Origin of the sequence: Thioalkalivibrio sp. ALJ1 (assembly GCF_000745395.1) — a bacterium.
Classification (GTDB): domain Bacteria; phylum Pseudomonadota; class Gammaproteobacteria; order Ectothiorhodospirales; family Ectothiorhodospiraceae; genus Thioalkalivibrio.
In genome coordinates this window covers 801,576-817,326 of sequence record NZ_KN050684.1, presented here as the reverse complement: position 1 = coordinate 817,326, position 15,751 = coordinate 801,576, and the positions used below count along the sequence as shown (strand labels likewise).

Here is a 15,751-nt window from a genome sequence, read left to right as displayed (position 1 = left end):
CCGTCTGCGCGATGATGGGGCAACGCCAACCGGGAATGGCCATGGACACCGCATACGCCAGGGATGTCGGCGGACGCGCCGAACAGCAGGACCAGGCCAGCGTGCTCGTGGCCCGTAAAGGTGGGGCGCACCTGCTGCTGGTTGCCGACGGCATGGGCGGGCACCAGGGTGGCGCGACCGCCTCGCAAACCGCACTGAAAACGGCCGAACGCCTGTGGGATGAGTGCGCCGGTCGGCCTGCGGATCCAGCCGACCTGCTAGAACGAATCTTCCACGAGACCCACGCGGCGCTGGCTTCTGCCGGCAGCAGCCTCACCAGCCGTCCTGGCACCACTTTGGTGCTACTGTTCTGCGACGGCCAGCAGGCCTATTGGGCCCACTGCGGCGACAGCCGCCTGTATCACTTCGAAGGAACGACGCTGCTACGGCGCACCCGGGATCATACGCGCGTCCAACATCTTGTCGACGCTGGCATGATTGGCGAGGACGAGATGGCAACCCATCCGCAGCAGAACCAGCTGCTGCAGGCTCTGGGCGTGATCGACCCGATTCACGTGGACCACGGTAATGCCACGCTCACCAAGGAGAGCCGTTTTTTGCTGTGCTCCGATGGCTTCTGGGAACAGATCCGACCGGACGAGATGGCCGCGTTGCTGGACGTCGACGACCTGAGCGAACGACTGCCACGCATGGTGGCCGAGGCCGCCCGGCGCGGCGGGCCCTCCGGGGACAACGTGGCTGCCGCGGCACTGCGGCCGGACACCACGCCCTCCAGAGGCGATCACCGGCGACGCACGATCCTGCTCGGGCTGTTGTTGCTGGCCGCCCTGAGCATCCTCTTCTGGCCGCTGGATTGAACCGGGCCGTATACTCCTTTCCTGATTCGCAAAGACCCTTCCGATGCTACCGACTGTTCTTTTCCCGCGTGCTGCTGTCCTGTTGGTGCTGGCCGGACTCCTTGGCGGCTGCGCCCAGTTCAAGGCCCTGATGGACCCGGATAAAGGCCGCGAGGACGAGACGGAGACCGAGCCCACCGAGACGGCCGAGGCCACGGCCCAGCCGGAGGACGCACCGACCCCGGCGATCGAGGAAATCATTCAACTCTTGCAGGCGGGTGAATACATTGAGGCGGAGGCCGCCCTGGATCGACTCATGGCCGTGGACCCGGGGCACCCGGCCGGACGCGATCTGATGTCCCAACTACAAGCGGACCCACAAGAGGCCCTGGGCTCCGACTACCAGATCCACACGGTAGCCCCAGGCGAAAGCCTGGCCCAGATTGCGCGGAAGCACCTGGGCTCCGCCTCGCAGTTCGTGATCCTCGCGCGCTACAACGAACTGGAACAGCCATCCCGTTTGTTGGTGGGCCAACGCCTGCGCATTCCCGAAGGGTCGATGGCAACCATGGATGCCCCGGAAGCGCCGGACACCGGGGATGCGCCCGCAGCCGCCTATCGCGAAGCGATCAAGACCGAGCTCGAGGCAGGGCGCTACGAACAAGCCCTGGCACTTGCCAGCCAGGCGCAGGCCGAGCTGGCTGTGAGCGGAAGTGGGGCCGACTGGCTGGAGCCGCTGCAACGCGAAGCGGAGGCCGGTTACTGGGAGCAGTCCGGCCATGCGGCACGGGACGCGGGGGATCGGTCCGAGGCACTGGCGGCCTACAACCAGGCACTGGAACACGATACGGAACGCCGCTCCGTGGTTGAAGCCCGCGACGCGGTTCGCAAGGCGCACAAGGAGGCCCTGCACGAAGAGGCGATTGTGCGCTATCGCAATCAGGATCTGGATACTGCGATTGCGCTGTGGGACCAGGCCCTGGAACTGGATCCTGAATTCGAGGCCGCCCGCGGCTATCGGCTGCGGGCACAGGAGCTGCTACGCCGACTGGACGCACTGGACAACAGTTAGGGAAGCGGCGCTGACCGGTCCGTGATCACGAGCGCGATCAGGGCCCGTCACGATCCTCGCGTGAACGATCCCCGGTTTGCGGGGCATCGAGCTCCAGAGTTTGATCCGCGGGATGATCGGAGGAGGACGGCGTCGGGCGTTTCATCCGAGCCTCCAGGGAATCGGCCATCACATTGTAGGCGGCATAAACCCGTTCGAAGTCATCGCGTCGGTGGGTCCGGATGCGGGTATCCAACCGGCCCTGGCCAATCTGATCCAGTGCCCCACGCAGGGTATTCAGCGGGCCCTGCAACCGTCGCGTCAGTACATAGGCGACGATCAGCACGGCTAGCAGCGTCACCAGCGCCAGTAGCAGCAACGCCATGAAGGTGGCCCGGTTGGCCTGACCCAGGGATTGGGTGGACAAGCCGACCTGAAGACGGCCGATGGTCCGGTCCTGATAGCTCACCGGTGATTCGAACAGGAACAGCTCGCGGCCGTCGGGCCCCTCCACCGACCACACCGCCTGATCCCCTCGCCGGTTACGCAGACGCTCGTCCGGGGGCGACTCCCAGGGCTGGCCCAGTGTCTCCGAGTCACTGCTGGCCACGATACGGTCATGGCGGTCGGCGACACTGAGCAGGGCGATCTCCCGGTTTTGCTGCATGTCGCTCAGTCGGCCCTGAACGGCAATCGAGTCCTCCAGCAACAGATCTTCGGCACTCTCCACCGCGATGATCTGCGCCAGCGCGGCACCGTAGTCGAATGCCAGATCCGTCATCACAGCGTTCTGTTTCTGGTAGACCAGGGTCGACGCTATCACCAGGGTGAGCGCCACCAGCCCCCCCATGATCCCGGCCCAGCGCAGACGCAGCGGAATAATGCGCCGCCCGCTGCCCAGACGCTCGCGTTCCAGGCGCTCTTCCTCCAGGCGCTGGAGGTCCACCAGGAGCTCGCCGGCGCTCTGGTAGCGCGCGTCCGGGTCCTTGGCCAACAGTCGCATGACCCCATCGATCAGTTCCGGCGGGCAATCGGGCACAATCGGGCGCGGGCGTTCAGCGTCCTCGCGCACCACCTGGGTGAGTAGCGCCTCCACATCGTGGCCCCGAAACGGGGTCGTACCCGTCAGCAGTTCGTACAGAACCACGCCCACCGAATACAGGTCAGCACGCGTATCCGTGGGCTGCCCTCGAATCTGCTCCGGAGCCATGTAATGCGGGGAACCGGCCACGTAGCCATCATCGTCGGCCCGCCAGTCGGGGTCGCTCAGAGTGCGCGCGATCCCGAAATCCATCACCTTGATGTTCACCGTGGCGCTGGTGACGATGATGTTCTCGGGCTTGATGTCGCGATGCACGAGCCCATGGCGGTGCGCGTAGTCCAGGGCCTCCGCCAGCTGGATGCCAATCTTGAGGACATTGCGCAGACGCAAGGGTCGGAACTGCTCGGCGAACGCGGCCAGCGTGATCCCTTCGAGCAGTTCCATTGCGATGAATGGGCGCCGGTCGCTCTCGCCCACATCGAAGATGGTGACGATGCCGGGATGCGTCAGGGTCCCGGCGGCGCGTGCCTCGGCCAGAAAGCGGCGGCGATACTCCGGGCGGCTGGCATAGTCATCCTGCAGGCACTTGATCGCCAGCGGGCGACCGATCTCCGGGTCGTAGCCACGATAGATCACCGCCATCGCGCCGCGTCCGATCTCCTCCCCGATTCCGTAGCGTCCTATTCGCTCCATGCTGAAAGGGCGCTCCGCCGACGCAGCGTTCAGACGGTCTCGAGGAAAATGCGTGCGATGACCGCCAGCACGAGTACGATCACCGCGAAGCCAATCCAGCGCCATGGAATGCCGCGACCCCGACGTCCAGGCAGCACATCGGAGCCGTCGTCCTTCTGGTGGTATACAAACTCGGCGCTCCCAAAGCGGACATGGTCGCCCTCCTTCAGCACCGCATCATGGACCTTTTCATCGTTGACCCAGGTGCCATTGGTAGACAGCAGGTTGACCACTCGGCACTCGCCGCGCTCGTTGACCAGCCAGGCGTGCTGGGCCGAAACGCTGCGATCCTGGAGGACAATGTCGTTGTCCGTCTGACGACCGACCGAGCGCTTGCCCGGCTTGAAGGTGAGGCGTTGCTGGCGGAAGTTGGCACTGACCCCGACGAGCACCGGGTAGCCATCGAGTGGCGCCTGGTCGGCTGCCAGCTGGCCCCGGCCTTTGGACTCGGGCAGACCTTGCCCTTGAAAGAGCATGGTGCCTTGCGGACCACTGCGGGCCTTCTCGTTGCGTCGTCCCTGATCGCTCATACATCCCCCTGTTCTCACACCCGTTACATCCTGAAGGTCGGGTTTGCACCCCGTGGAGTATGCACGGGCCACGCGCGCCAAAACAACGAACGCGTCAAAGCATTAAATCGCCTGCTATGCTGCGGTCATCCGCCCATCACGGCAAGGAGTCTGAACATGGAACAGGATACAACCAACGAGGCCGACCTCCGTGGACTGATCGAGCCGCTCGTTCGCGGCAAGTTCTGGATGCAGCTTATTGGCGTGATGCTGATCATCTCGGGCGCGCTCACGGCACTCTCGATCATAGGCATCATCATCGCGTGGATCCCGATCTGGGCTGGCGTGGTCCTGATGCAGGCCGCCGGCGCCTCCCAGCGCGCCTTCGAAAGCGGCGACCCCGAAGCAATCAAGTACGCCCTGGGCCGCCTCCGGATCTACTTCACGATCTTCGGCGTGCTGCTGCTGATCTACCTGATCCTGATGCTGCTGGGCATGATCTTCGGGATCGGTGCGGGACTGATGGGTATGGGCGGCATGAGCGGCGCCATGTAGGAACCCTCACCCGGGCCCGGGCACGGACCAGCAAAGGAGTCAAGGCTTGGACAAAACCAGGCGCCGGTGGGCCCCCTGGGGCCCGCTGCACCGGGAAGACACCGCGGCTCAACAGGCGTTCGACGCCTGGCATCGCCACGCGCGCATCCCGCAGGTCCGCTACGTCGCGCTGCTGACGGCCCTGATGTATTTCCTGTTCAGCTTCGTCGAACAGTCGGTGGCAGCGGACCTGCACAGCGAGCGGTTGTTTGCGCATGCGGTGCTGGTGCCCGGCCTGTTGCTGGCCGTGGCCGCGATGAGCCTGCGGGCCTCCCTGCGGCGGCCGATGTGGGTCCTGCTGATGGTGGCGCCAGTGGTTGCGAATGGCGCCAATCTCTACCTGAATTCGGGGTCGCCGCAGTTCCTGTTATTCGCCCCCGAGATCTATCTCAGCATCATGTGGACCTTCGCGATATCGGGCCTGCCGCTGCGCCAGGCCTCGATGGCCGCCATCGCCATCGGCGCGCTGGTGATTGCGGCGGCTTTCCGCGATGCCATGCAGGGCGAACTTATCCTGCTGCATCTTCTTTGGGTGCTGGCCGCCTTCGCCTTCGGCGCGCTGAGTGCCTTCATGCTGGAACAGGCGCGCAAGCACAGCTTCCTGCAGCAACGCCAACTGGAGCGCGCAGCGCGGATCGACGAGCTGACCTCGCTGTGGAACCGCGCCCATATCGAGCGCCTGTTCGAGGCGGAACGGGCCCGCACCGAGCGCTACGGCGAACCGTTCTCGGTGATCCTGCTGGACATCGACCACTTCAAGGCGGTCAACGATACCTGGGGGCACAGTGCCGGTGACCGCGTGCTGCGACAGTTCGCGGACCTGCTGCGCCAGAACCTGCGCAAAGTGGATGCGATCGGCCGCATCGGGGGCGAGGAATTCTTCGTGCTGCTACCGCAGACGTCCGTCGCGCAGGCACAGGGGGTGGCCCGTGACCTGCAGGCCCGCATCAATGCCTTCGACTTCGACACGATCGGGCGGCGCACCGCGAGCTTCGGCGTGACCGAATACCGGCCGGGCGAAAGCCGGGTCGACACCTTCGATCGTGCCGACCAGGCCCTGTATGCCGCGAAGGAGAACGGCCGCAACCGCATCGAGGTGCGGTAGAACGACAGCACCTCGCATGCCACCCGGGGTCTACACCTCGCGGTAGATCTGCGCGCCCTTCTCGACGAACTCGACCGCCTTCTCCTGCAGGCCCTTCTTCAGGGCCTCGTCCTCCGAGATGCCCTGCGCCGCGGCGTAATCGCGCACGTCCTGGGTGATCTTCATCGAGCAGAAGTTCGGACCGCACATGGAGCAGAAGTGGGCGACCTTGTGCGCATCCTTGGGCAGGGTCTCGTCGTGGAATTCGCGCGCGCGCTCCGGGTCCAGCGCGAGGTTGAACTGGTCCTCCCAGCGGAACTCGAAGCGCGCCTTGCTGAGTGCGTTGTCCTGCAGCTGCGCGCCGGGGAAGCCCTTGGCCAGGTCGGCGGCGTGGGCGGCGATCTTGTAGGTGATGATGCCGTCGCGCACGTCCTGCTTGTTGGGCAGGCCCAGATGTTCTTTCGGTGTCACGTAGCAGAGCATCGCGGTGCCGTACCAGCCGATGTTGGCCGCGCCGATGCCGGAGGTGATGTGGTCGTAGGCCGGGGCGATGTCGGTCACCAGTGGGCCGAGGGTGTAGAACGGCGCCTCGAAGCAGTCCTCCAGCTCCTTGTCGACGTTCTCCTTCACCTTCTGCAGCGGGACGTGGCCAGGGCCCTCGATCATCACCTGCACGTCGTGCGCCCAGGCTTTCTGCGTCAGCTCGCCCAGGGTCTCCAGCTCGCCAAACTGCGCGGCGTCATTGGCATCAGCCAGGCAGCCGGGGCGCAGACCGTCGCCCAGCGAGAACGAGACGTCGAACGCCTGCATGAGCTCGCAGATCTCGTCGAAGTGGGTGTAGAGGAAGTTCTCCTGGTGATGCGCCAGGCACCACTTGGCCATGATCGAGCCGCCGCGGGAGACAATGCCGGTCACCCGGTCGGCGGTCAGCGGCACGTACTGCAGGCGCACGCCGGCGTGGATGGTGAAGTAGTCCACGCCCTGCTCGGCCTGCTCGATCAGGGTGTCGCGGAACAGCTCCCAGGTCAGGTCCTCGGGCTTGCCGTCGACCTTTTCCAGCGCCTGGTAGATCGGCACGGTGCCGATCGGCACCGGCGAGTTGCGCAGGATCCACTCGCGGGTCTCGTGGATGTTCTTGCCGGTGGACAGGTCCATCAGGGTGTCGCCGCCCCAGCGCGCGGACCAGACGAGCTTCTCCACCTCCTCCTCGATTGAGGAGGTGACGGCGGAGTTGCCGATGTTGGTGTTCACCTTCACCCGGAAGTTGCGGCCGATGATCATCGGCTCGAGCTCGGGGTGGTTGATGTTGGCGGGGATGATCGCGCGACCGCGGGCAATCTCGTCACGCACGAACTCGGGGGTGATCGCGTCCGGGATGGAGGCGCCGAAGGACTCGCCGGCGTGTTGCCGCAGCAGCTTCTGGTAGCGCGGGTCGGCGCGCAGCTCTTGCAGGCGGTTGTTCTCGCGGATCGCGACGTACTCCATCTCCGGGGTGATGATGCCCTTCCGGGCGTAGTGCATCTGCGAGACGTTCGCGCCGGCCTTTGCCCGGCGCGGCGGGCGGATGTGCTCGAAGCGCAGGGATGCCAGCTCCGGGTCCACCGCACGGGCCTGGCCGTATTCCGAACTCGGGCCGTCCAGCCATTCGGTGTCGCCGCGTTCGTCGATCCAGGCGCCGCGCAGATCCGCCAGCCCCTGGCGCAGATCGATGGTCGCATCCGGGTCGGTGTACGGGCCGGAGGTGTCGTACACCGGGATCGGCGGGTTCTCCTCCGGGGTGCCGGAGGTCAGCGTCGGGCTCTGTGCGACCTGGCGAAACGGCACGCGGATGTCCGGACGCGAACCCTGGACGAACACCTTTTCGGAGTTCGGGAACGGGCGCGTGACGTCGGCGGAGACCTCGGCGGTCTTGCGGGCGAAGGATTCGGGGATGGCGCTCATGACAGGACCTCTGCGACTCGGACGTGACGGCAGAGGGAGCAGAACGGGCAGGACAGACTGCGAACGGGTCGCGCGCGGACTGAATCGAGCACCGAGCTTCCCTCCGCCAGTGTGAACTGGTTCAGGTTCAAGGGGACTCTCTCAGCCCGGCACGTGGCACGGGCACCCCCAGCTCTGAGGGCCCGAGTGTAGCGCACCCGTGCAACCACGGCACGAACAAGGCCGCGCGCATAGCGGTGTTTTGCGTTAGATTACTGCTTTGTGACAACCTTCGCGCCGCTATGTCCCCCAAGAACTTCGTCTTCGAGCTGTTTGGCCGTTCCCCGGTGCGCCCGTTACAGGCGCACATGGAGAAGGTGCGCGCCTGCATCGCCGAACTGCCCCCGTTCATCGAGGCCATGGCCCAGGACGACTGGGAGACCGCGCGAGTTCAACAGAAGAAGATTTCCACGCTGGAGCGCGAGGCCGACCGCCTGAAAAAGGATCTTCGCCTGCACCTACCCAAGGGCATGATGCTGGCAATGTCGCGCCGCGACGTGCTCGACACCCTGCTGATCCAGGACCGCATCGCCAATATGGCGAAGGATATCGCGGGGTTGATGCTGGGGCGCCAGATGCAGTTCCCCGACAACATGCACGAGCCCATCCAGCGCTTCCTGAACCGCAGCGTGGACGCCGTGGATCAAGCTGGCCGCGCGATCAACGAGCTGGATGAATTGGTCGAGGCCGGCTTCCGCGGGCACGAAGTAGAAGTCGTCAACGGCATCCTCACCGAGCTGGACCATATCGAACATGAATCCGACGAGGCCCAGCGCGAGGTCCGCGAGATCCTGTTTGCGCAGGAGGTCGACCTGCCGCCGGTCAACGTGGTCTTCATGTACCGCGTGATCGACTCCATTGGCGAACTGGCCGACCTGGCCCAGCGTGTGGGCAGCCGCCTGCAACTGATGCTGGCCAAGTAACCACTGGCACCATAGGGACTTAGGACTGCATGGAATACAGCACCCTGTTGCTCGGCCTTGCAGTAATCTTCGGGCTGTTCATGGCCTGGGGCATCGGCGCCAATGACGTCGCCAATGCGATGGGCACCTCGGTCGGCTCGCGCGCGCTGACCATCCGCCAGGCGGTATTCGTCGCCGCGATCTTCGTATTCTCCGGGGCCTGGCTGGCCGGCGGCGAGGTCACCCAGACCATCCGCAGCGGGATGGTCGATTCCAGCCTGATGGCCGACAACCCCGAGTTGCTTGTGTACGGGATGCTGGCGGCCCTGGCGGCCGCCGGAACATGGCTGATGATCGCCTCCTACTTCGGCTGGCCGGTCTCCACCACCCACTCCATTATCGGCGCGATCGTCGGCTTTGCCGTGGTCGGGCTGGGTTTCGAGGTGGTGCGCTGGGAACGCGTGGGCACCATCGCGATGTCCTGGGTGGTCTCGCCAATGGTCGGCGGCATGATCGCCTTCGCCCTGTTCCGCAGCGTACAGATCCTCATCCTCGACACCGTGGATCCGCTGAAGAACGCCAAACGCTGGGCCCCGCTGTATATCTTCCTGACTGCCTTCGTGACGGCGCTGGTCACGATGTTCAAGGGCCTGACCCATGTCGGCCTGGATCTGACACCTGTGCAAGCCTATGGCTTTGCCATTCTGATTAGCGCGATCGTCGTCGTGCTCGGCATGCTGGCGATTCGTCGCCTGCGCTTTGATCAGACCCACGGAGACGATGGCTCCCATTTTGCCAACGTCGAAAAGGTGTTCGCGGTGCAGATGGTGGTCACCGGCTGCGCGATGGCCTTTGCCCTGGGTTCTAACGACGTGGCCAATGCCGTCGGCCCGCTGGCCGCGGTCGTGGACGTGATCCAGACCGGCGACGTCAGCGCCGAAACACTGGTGCCGGTCTGGGTGTTGCTGCTGGGCGGCGTCGGGATCGTGTTCGGCCTGTTCACCTACGGCCACAAGGTGATCGCGACGGTGGGCACCGGCATTACCCAGCTCACCCCTAGCCGCGGCTACGCCGCTACCGCGGCGGCGGCCGCCACCGTGGTGCTCGCCTCCGGTACCGGACTGCCAATCTCCACGACCCACACGCTGGTCGGCGCGATCCTCGGAGTCGGCCTGGCGCGCGGGATCGCCGCCATCAACCTTGGCCTGGTGCGTATGATCTTCCTGTCCTGGATCGTGACCCTGCCGGCCGGTGCCATCCTCGCCGTGGTCTACTTCTATATCCTGCGCAGCATTTTCGGCTAGGGAAACATCCGGACTCCGGCCCCTTCAAAGCAGAACTCAAGCGACCACCGCCCTAGGGGGACGGACGGTTGCTACCGATCCCTCAAGAAGAACAGCTTAGCTGGATGCCACTCGCCCAGGCCGGTGGCAGATCCGCGTAGGCTTCAAACTCGGGCTGCTCGTCGAACGGTCGTGCCAGGATCTGCTGCAGGCGCAGCACCTCGGACGGGTCCCCGGCCTCGGCCTGCTCAATGGCAGCCTGGGCCAGATGGTTGCGCAGGATGTACTTCGGATTGACCGCGTTCATCGCAGCCTTGCGTTCACCCGCCGCTTGCCCTTCGAGCGCCAGGCGCGCCTGGTAGCGCGACCACCAGGCCTGCCAGGCGACCACGTCCTCCAGCTCCGATTCCAGTTGAGCGCGGGTTTCCGCCTGCTCCAGATCGGGCAATTGGCGGAAGAACCGGGTGTAATCCACGCCCTCGGCCGCCATCCGCGCGAGCAGCTCCTGGATCAGTGCCTCATCGTCCCCCTGGGGCGTCTGCAGCCCCAGCTTCTTGCGCATACGCAAGAGCCATGCATGGCGGTACTGCGGCTGGAAGTCCTGCAGCAGGGCCTTGGCGCGCTCGATCGCGGCCTCGCGGGTGGCGTCGGCGAAATAGATGACCAGGGTCTCGGCCAATCGGATCAGGTTCCACTGCGCGATCTGCGGCTGCTGATCGAAAGCATAGCGACCGCCCTGGTCGGTATGGTTGCAGATGTAGCCAGGATCGAAGGCATCCATAAAAGCGAACGGGCCGTAGTCGATGGTCAGCCCGATCAGGCTCATGTTGTCGGTGTTCATCACCCCGTGGCAGAAGCCCACGGCCTGCCAGTCGGCAATCATCTCCGCGGTGCGGGCAATCACCTCCTCCAGCATGGCCGCGACTGGATCGGCTGCATCCTGTAAATGGGGGTAATCATGCGCCAGGGCGTACGCAATCAGTTCCTGCAGGCGTTCGCTGTAGCCGTTGTAATGGAAGTACTCGAAATGTCCGAAGCGCAGGAACGAAGGGGCGGCGCGCAGCACGATGGCCCCCGGTTCGATCCGCTCGCGATAGACCCGCAGGCTGGACCCGAACAACGCGACGGCGCGGGTCGTCGGGACACTCAGCGCGGCCATCGCCTCGGAGGCCAGGTACTCGCGTACCGAGGAACGCATCACCGCGCGGCCGTCCGCCCCGCGCGAGAAGCGGGTCGGGCCCGCACCCTTGACCTGCAGCTCCCAGGTCTCGCCCTGCGAAGTCCGCACCTCGCCGAGCAGCTTGGCGCGGCCGTCTCCCAACTTCGGCACGAAAACCCCGAACTGGTGGCCGGCATACACCGAGGCCAGCGGCTCGGCGCCGGGCAGCTCACTCCCGTGGGTACAGGCCCCGAGCCACGGGTCTTCGGCCAGCTCAGCCGGGTCCAGGCCCAGGCGCCCGCAGAGGTCGGGGCTAGTCGCCAGGCAGGCCGCGCCCGGAAACGGGGCGGGCAGCGGCCGATCGTAAAAGGCCTCCGGCAGGCGGGCGAAGCGGTTGACCCACTCCAGTTCGGAGTCGGTTCGAGCGGCGTTTACGGGGTCGGGGACCGACATGGGGCATCTCGGCAGATTGCGGTGTGAGGGGTTATCATGCGCGTCGCAACGACCCCGGTTCAGGAACCCACGGCGGTCGCACGTTCATTTTTCCGCTGGCCGCCGCAGCGCGGCCGCGCATCTCGCATCCCGGAGGCTAGCCCCGTGTCCGAACAAGAAAGCCCCAAGCAGCAAAACCTCAAGACCAGCGAACGCCTGGTCTGGGTCGGTTTCATGCTGTTTTTCGTCGTCATCCTGGCGATCTACATCGCCCGCGGCAATGGTCTCGAGCAGGATCTGTCGGAGGCCAACCGCGACCTGCTACAGGCACAGATGCAGCTGCAGCAATACACCCGCCACGAGGTGCCGCGTCCCGTGGTGCTCGGCCTCACCAATGCCCACCTCCAGGACCTGCAGCGCCGGGGGATGGTCCGGCCCGACGAACGTCTGGCCAACGACCTGATGCAGCAGACCGACCTGATCCCACACCAGGCGTCCGAAGGCGAGTCGTATGAATTTCGCGAGGACGGCATTCACGTGCTGAACCACCAGTGGGTCCTGGCGAACTTCGAGGGCGACTCCGCCCATGGCCAGCTCCTGCTGGCCTACGAGGTCGTGCACGGCAACGTCGTCTGGGAAGTGCTGGAGTCGACGCTGGACCGCTTCTGAGGCCCCTCTTGGCCGCACACGCCCAGACGGGCCATGGCCAGGGGACGCGCAGTTCCAAGGAACAGGATCAGGTGTCGGCGCGGGCTAACGCCGCCAGATGCTCGCGGGCCGCCGCGGCCTGGCGGCGCACCTGCTCCGGGGCGGTTCCCCCGGTCAGGTTGCGCGCCGCCGCCGAACCTTCGGGTGTGAGCACCGTATAGACATCCTCGCCAACCGCCTCGCTGATCGCCTGCAGATCGGCTAACGGCAGCTCCGCCAGGTCCACCCCGCGTTCCTGCGCAATGCGCACCGCCCGTCCGACCACTTCGTGGGCATCCCGGAAGGCCACGCCCCGACCCACCAGGTAATCGGCCAGATCGGTCGCGGTGGCAAAGCCCTTGCGCGTTGCGGCCAGGGTGTTCTCCCGCCGCACCTCCAGGTTCGGGACCATGTCACCAAAGGCCCGGAGCGACCCCTGCAAGGTGTCGACGGTGTCGAACAGCGGTTCCTTGTCTTCCTGATTGTCCTTGTTATAGGCGAGCGGCTGGCTCTTCATCAGGGTCAATAGCGACATCAGATGGCCGTAGACTCGGCCCGTCTTGCCGCGCACCAGCTCCGGCACGTCGGGGTTCTTCTTCTGCGGCATGATCGAGGAACCGGTGCAGTAGCGATCCGGCAGCTCGATAAATGCGAACTGCGCGCTGGTCCACAGCACCAACTCCTCGGCTTGGCGTGACAGGTGCATCATCAGGGTCGCCGCGGCCGCGGTGAATTCGATTGCGAAGTCGCGATCCGACACCGCGTCCAGCGAATTGCGGGTAACGCCATCGAAGCCCAGCAACTCGGCCGTGTACTCGCGGTCCAGCGGATAAGGCGTGCCGGCCAGCGCGGCGGAACCGAGCGGGAGCACGTTTACCCGGACACGGCAGTCCCGCAGGCGTTCGGCGTCGCGCTCCAGCATCTCGTACCAGGCCAGCATGTGATGACCGAAGGTCACCGGCTGCGCGGTCTGCAGATGGGTGAAGCCCGGCATCACGGTATCGGCCTCGCGCTCGGCCAGCGTGACCAGGCCTTCCTGGTAGATGCGGATCAGGCGCAGGATGTCGTCGATGTTTGCGCGCAGCCACAGCCGAATGTCGGTGGCGATCTGGTCGTTGCGCGAGCGGCCGGTGTGCAGCTTCTTGCCAACATCGCCGATGCGCTCGATCAGGCGCGCCTCGATGTTCATGTGCACGTCTTCGCGTCCGACCTGCCAGTCGAAGTCACCGGCGGCGATCTCGTCGCGGATCGCGGCCAGGCCGTCCAGGATCTGCGCGGCCTCGTCCTCGGTGAGCACACCGACCTTGGCCAGCATGCGCGCATGCGCCTGCGAGCCCTGGATGTCTTCGCGGTAGAGACGGCGATCAAAATCCACCGATGCGGTAAAGCGTTCCACGAAGGCGTCGGTCGGTTCGGAGAAACGCCCGCCCCACAGCTTGGCCTCGGCGTTCGGCTTGTCGTGCGCGGAATCCTGCGTCATGGTGCACCCTGGACCGGGTTGGAAAGACACGGAAGTATACGGGCACAGCCGGGGATTGAACATGGCGCGGTCCCGCCCCGGCGAACCCGCCGGGAATCCGAGGAGATCCACGCGCATGGCCGAGGCGCCGACCGCCAGGGATAGCACCGAGGAACTTTCGCCGCTGCCGGATTTCTGCAGCGCGGAAACGCTGCTGCGCGTGTTGATGGTGGCCGTATTGCTGGCGCTGGCCGTAGCCCTGCTACGCGGGGGCGGCCAGGACTGGGTTTCGGGCCTGGCGCTGCACGCCCTGTTCATCTTCTGGGTCGCGCTGACCAGCCTGCTGATCCTCTGCGCATTCAAGAGCCCCCTGCGCCGGCTACCGCTGACCGCTCAGATCGTGGTACCGCCACTGATCCCCATCGCCAACACCGCGATTGTCTATCGCCTGGCGGAGGAACTGGTGCTGGCCGACCCGGCACTGCGCTGGCCGGTGATTGGTGTCGCCACCATCCTCAGCCTCGTCGCGATGCACTACCTTTATCTGCAGGCCGCCTGGCAACGCGAGACGCAGGCCGTGGCCGCGGCGCGCGAACAGGCGATGCGCGCCCGCCTGCGTCCTCACTTTCTCTACAACAGCATGAACACCATCGCCGGGCTTTGCCGCAGCGATCCGACCCGCGCGGAACAAATCACGCTGGACCTGGCCGATCTGTTCCGCGCGACCTTCGCCACCGGCGACCGTCATACACTGCGCGAGGAACTGTCGCTGGTACAGGCCTTCCTCGGGATCGAGCAGACCCGGTTCGGGGAACGCCTGACACTGGACTGGGACTGCCCGGACCACCCGGGGATGGACCTCGAGGTACCAACCCTGGTCCTGCAACCACTGGCCGAGAATGCAATCCAGCATGGCATTGCACCGGCCCGTAGTGCCGGTCGCGTCTGGATACGCTGCCGCATGGACTCCGGACGCATCACCCTCGAGATCGGCAATACCGTGGATCCGCAGGCGCGCGCCGACGGGACCGGGACCGCGACGGAAGCCGTGCGCCTGCGCCTGCAACACGCCTTCGGAGGACAGGTACACTTCGAGTCACGCAGCCAGCCGGATCGCTTCGAGGTCCACATCCGGCTACCGCTCGTGACCGGGGAGGGATCCAAATGAATGCCACGCCGCTGGATCTGCTGATCGCCGACGACGAGCCGATCGCCCGCCAGCGCCTTGCCGCGCTGGCGGAAGAGCTCGGACACCGGGTGGTGGCCGAGGCCGGCCACGCCGGCGAGGCCGAACAGGCCCTGGGACGATGCCAGCCGGACGCCCTGCTTTTGGATATCGACATGCCAGGCGAGAGCGGGCTGGAACTGGCCGCCCGCCTGCACAAGCCATACCCCGAACTGACCGTCATCCTGGTCACGGCCCATGACCGGTTTCCACTGGAGGCCTTCGAAGCCGGAGTGCGCGACTACGTGCTGAAGCCGGTGCGCCGCGAACGCCTGGAACAGGCGCTGCAACGCGCAGTACAGCAAAAACAGGGGCGGCCCCAGACCGTACCGAACGAGGTCCACATCACCGTGGGCCGGCGTGAGGAGCGCGTCCCGCTGGAGCGCGTGGACATCTTCATCGCCGAGGGCGGCTACGTGATGGCGCGTTCAGCGCGCCTCGCCGGGTTCGTGGATGCGCGCTTGCGCGATCTGGAGGCCCTGTATGGCCCGGCTCTGCTCAGGGTGCACCGCGGCTGCCTGGCGGTGAAGGCCTCGATCAAGGGCGTCGAGAACCTCGGCCCGACCGACAACCGCCTGCTGTTCCACGACGACCTGGACCCGATGCCGATCAGCCGCCGCCAGTTGCCAAGGGTGCGCGAATACCTGCGCAACGGCAGCTGAACCCCGGCGGGGGAGCCCGCGGATCCCTGCGGGATTCAGGCCCCTGGGCATTCGCCGTTATACTAGCCCGTTTTGAACGCCCGGCCCCCCTGAGCCGAGGCTCGCCCGGACAAC

General features: G+C 65.7%; 14 protein-coding genes and 1 riboswitch. Of the genes, 9 read left to right on the top strand and 5 right to left on the bottom strand.

Annotated features, from left to right (window positions below):
* Positions 1-41 precede the first annotated feature (41 nt).
* On the top strand, positions 42-857 hold the full coding sequence (locus tag F462_RS06140) for a PP2C family protein-serine/threonine phosphatase (protein ID WP_038052454.1): 816 nt from the start codon (positions 42-44) through the stop codon (positions 855-857).
* 43 nt (positions 858-900) lie between these two features.
* Positions 901-1,908 (top strand): LysM peptidoglycan-binding domain-containing protein, encoded by a 1,008-nt coding sequence (locus F462_RS06135; RefSeq protein WP_038052451.1) that lies wholly within the window; start codon positions 901-903, stop codon positions 1,906-1,908.
* A gap of 37 nt (positions 1,909-1,945) precedes the next feature.
* Here F462_RS06135 and F462_RS06130 read toward each other — a convergent pair whose 3' ends face one another.
* Together F462_RS06130 and F462_RS06125 are read right to left on the bottom strand one after the other, a co-directional pair.
* Entirely contained in the window at positions 1,946-3,622 is a 1,677-nt protein-coding gene (locus F462_RS06130) for a serine/threonine-protein kinase (RefSeq protein ID WP_038052449.1), read from the bottom strand.
* 29 nt (positions 3,623-3,651) lie between these two features.
* Positions 3,652-4,191 carry an FHA domain-containing protein gene (locus F462_RS06125; protein ID WP_038052446.1) on the bottom strand — a complete coding sequence of 180 codons (540 nt, stop codon included), beginning with the start codon at positions 4,189-4,191 and terminating at the stop codon, positions 3,652-3,654.
* 156 nt (positions 4,192-4,347) lie between these two features.
* On the opposite strand from F462_RS06125, the gene F462_RS06120 reads away from it, so the two are divergent.
* Positions 4,348-4,725, top strand: coding sequence for a DUF5362 family protein (locus tag F462_RS06120; RefSeq protein WP_038052443.1), 378 nt, complete (start codon positions 4,348-4,350; stop codon positions 4,723-4,725).
* Positions 4,726-4,771: 46 nt separating this feature from the next.
* Positions 4,772-5,869 (top strand): GGDEF domain-containing protein, encoded by a 1,098-nt coding sequence (locus tag F462_RS06115; RefSeq protein ID WP_038052440.1) that lies wholly within the window; start codon positions 4,772-4,774, stop codon positions 5,867-5,869.
* A 30-nt stretch (positions 5,870-5,899) separates the two neighbouring features.
* Here F462_RS06115 and thiC read toward each other — a convergent pair whose 3' ends face one another.
* The gene (gene thiC / locus F462_RS06110; RefSeq protein ID WP_038052437.1) at positions 5,900-7,789 is read right to left on the bottom strand and encodes a phosphomethylpyrimidine synthase ThiC; all 1,890 of its coding nucleotides are present in this window, start codon (positions 7,787-7,789) and stop codon (positions 5,900-5,902) included.
* Positions 7,790-7,870: 81 nt separating this feature from the next.
* Positions 7,871-7,969, bottom strand: a riboswitch (TPP riboswitch).
* A 101-nt stretch (positions 7,970-8,070) separates the two neighbouring features.
* Between thiC and F462_RS06105 the strand changes: the two genes are divergently transcribed.
* Both F462_RS06105 and F462_RS06100 read left to right on the top strand, forming a co-directional pair.
* Positions 8,071-8,751, top strand: a complete 681-nt coding sequence (locus tag F462_RS06105) for a TIGR00153 family protein (RefSeq protein ID WP_038052433.1) — start codon at positions 8,071-8,073, stop codon at positions 8,749-8,751.
* Between the two features lie 29 nt (positions 8,752-8,780).
* Entirely contained in the window at positions 8,781-10,034 is a 1,254-nt protein-coding gene (locus tag F462_RS06100) for an inorganic phosphate transporter (protein WP_018141135.1), read from the top strand.
* Positions 10,035-10,116: 82 nt separating this feature from the next.
* Here F462_RS06100 and F462_RS06095 read toward each other — a convergent pair whose 3' ends face one another.
* A complete protein-coding gene (locus F462_RS06095) occupies positions 10,117-11,625 on the bottom strand; it encodes a protein adenylyltransferase SelO (protein ID WP_038052431.1) in 1,509 nt (502 codons plus the stop codon).
* 144 nt (positions 11,626-11,769) lie between these two features.
* Between F462_RS06095 and F462_RS06090 the strand changes: the two genes are divergently transcribed.
* Positions 11,770-12,273, top strand: a complete 504-nt coding sequence (locus tag F462_RS06090; RefSeq protein WP_038054839.1) for a hypothetical protein — start codon at positions 11,770-11,772, stop codon at positions 12,271-12,273.
* A 67-nt stretch (positions 12,274-12,340) separates the two neighbouring features.
* Here F462_RS06090 and argH read toward each other — a convergent pair whose 3' ends face one another.
* A complete protein-coding gene (gene argH, locus F462_RS06085) occupies positions 12,341-13,771 on the bottom strand; it encodes an argininosuccinate lyase (RefSeq protein WP_038054837.1) in 1,431 nt (476 codons plus the stop codon).
* A 115-nt stretch (positions 13,772-13,886) separates the two neighbouring features.
* Between argH and F462_RS06080 the strand changes: the two genes are divergently transcribed.
* Together F462_RS06080 and F462_RS06075 are read left to right on the top strand one after the other, a co-directional pair.
* Positions 13,887-14,918: a sensor histidine kinase gene (locus tag F462_RS06080; RefSeq protein WP_038052429.1), complete on the top strand. Its 1,032-nt coding sequence runs from the start codon at positions 13,887-13,889 to the stop codon at positions 14,916-14,918.
* Positions 14,915-15,637, top strand: a complete 723-nt coding sequence (locus F462_RS06075) for a LytR/AlgR family response regulator transcription factor (protein WP_038052427.1) — start codon at positions 14,915-14,917, stop codon at positions 15,635-15,637. The genes F462_RS06080 and F462_RS06075 overlap by 4 nt, the downstream gene beginning before the upstream one ends.
* Positions 15,638-15,751: the final 114 nt, after the last annotated feature.

Excerpts from the sequence above, each read along its gene's own strand:
- F462_RS06140 (WP_038052454.1), top strand. The coding sequence starts at position 42 with ATGGACACCGCATACGCCAGGGATGTCGGCGGACGCGCCGAACAGCAG.
- F462_RS06135 (WP_038052451.1), top strand. The coding sequence starts at position 901 with ATGCTACCGACTGTTCTTTTCCCGCGTGCTGCTGTCCTGTTGGTGCTG.
- F462_RS06130 (WP_038052449.1), bottom strand. The coding sequence starts at position 3,622 with ATGGAGCGAATAGGACGCTACGGAATCGGGGAGGAGATCGGACGCGGC.
- F462_RS06125 (WP_038052446.1), bottom strand. The coding sequence starts at position 4,191 with ATGAGCGATCAGGGACGACGCAACGAGAAGGCCCGCAGTGGTCCGCAA.
- F462_RS06120 (WP_038052443.1), top strand. The coding sequence starts at position 4,348 with ATGGAACAGGATACAACCAACGAGGCCGACCTCCGTGGACTGATCGAG.
- thiC (WP_038052437.1), bottom strand. The coding sequence starts at position 7,789 with ATGAGCGCCATCCCCGAATCCTTCGCCCGCAAGACCGCCGAGGTCTCC.
- F462_RS06105 (WP_038052433.1), top strand. The coding sequence starts at position 8,071 with ATGTCCCCCAAGAACTTCGTCTTCGAGCTGTTTGGCCGTTCCCCGGTG.
- F462_RS06100 (WP_018141135.1), top strand. The coding sequence starts at position 8,781 with ATGGAATACAGCACCCTGTTGCTCGGCCTTGCAGTAATCTTCGGGCTG.
- F462_RS06095 (WP_038052431.1), bottom strand. The coding sequence starts at position 11,625 with ATGTCGGTCCCCGACCCCGTAAACGCCGCTCGAACCGACTCCGAACTG.
- argH (WP_038054837.1), bottom strand. The coding sequence starts at position 13,771 with ATGACGCAGGATTCCGCGCACGACAAGCCGAACGCCGAGGCCAAGCTG.
- F462_RS06080 (WP_038052429.1), top strand. The coding sequence starts at position 13,887 with ATGGCCGAGGCGCCGACCGCCAGGGATAGCACCGAGGAACTTTCGCCG.
- F462_RS06075 (WP_038052427.1), top strand. The coding sequence starts at position 14,915 with ATGAATGCCACGCCGCTGGATCTGCTGATCGCCGACGACGAGCCGATC.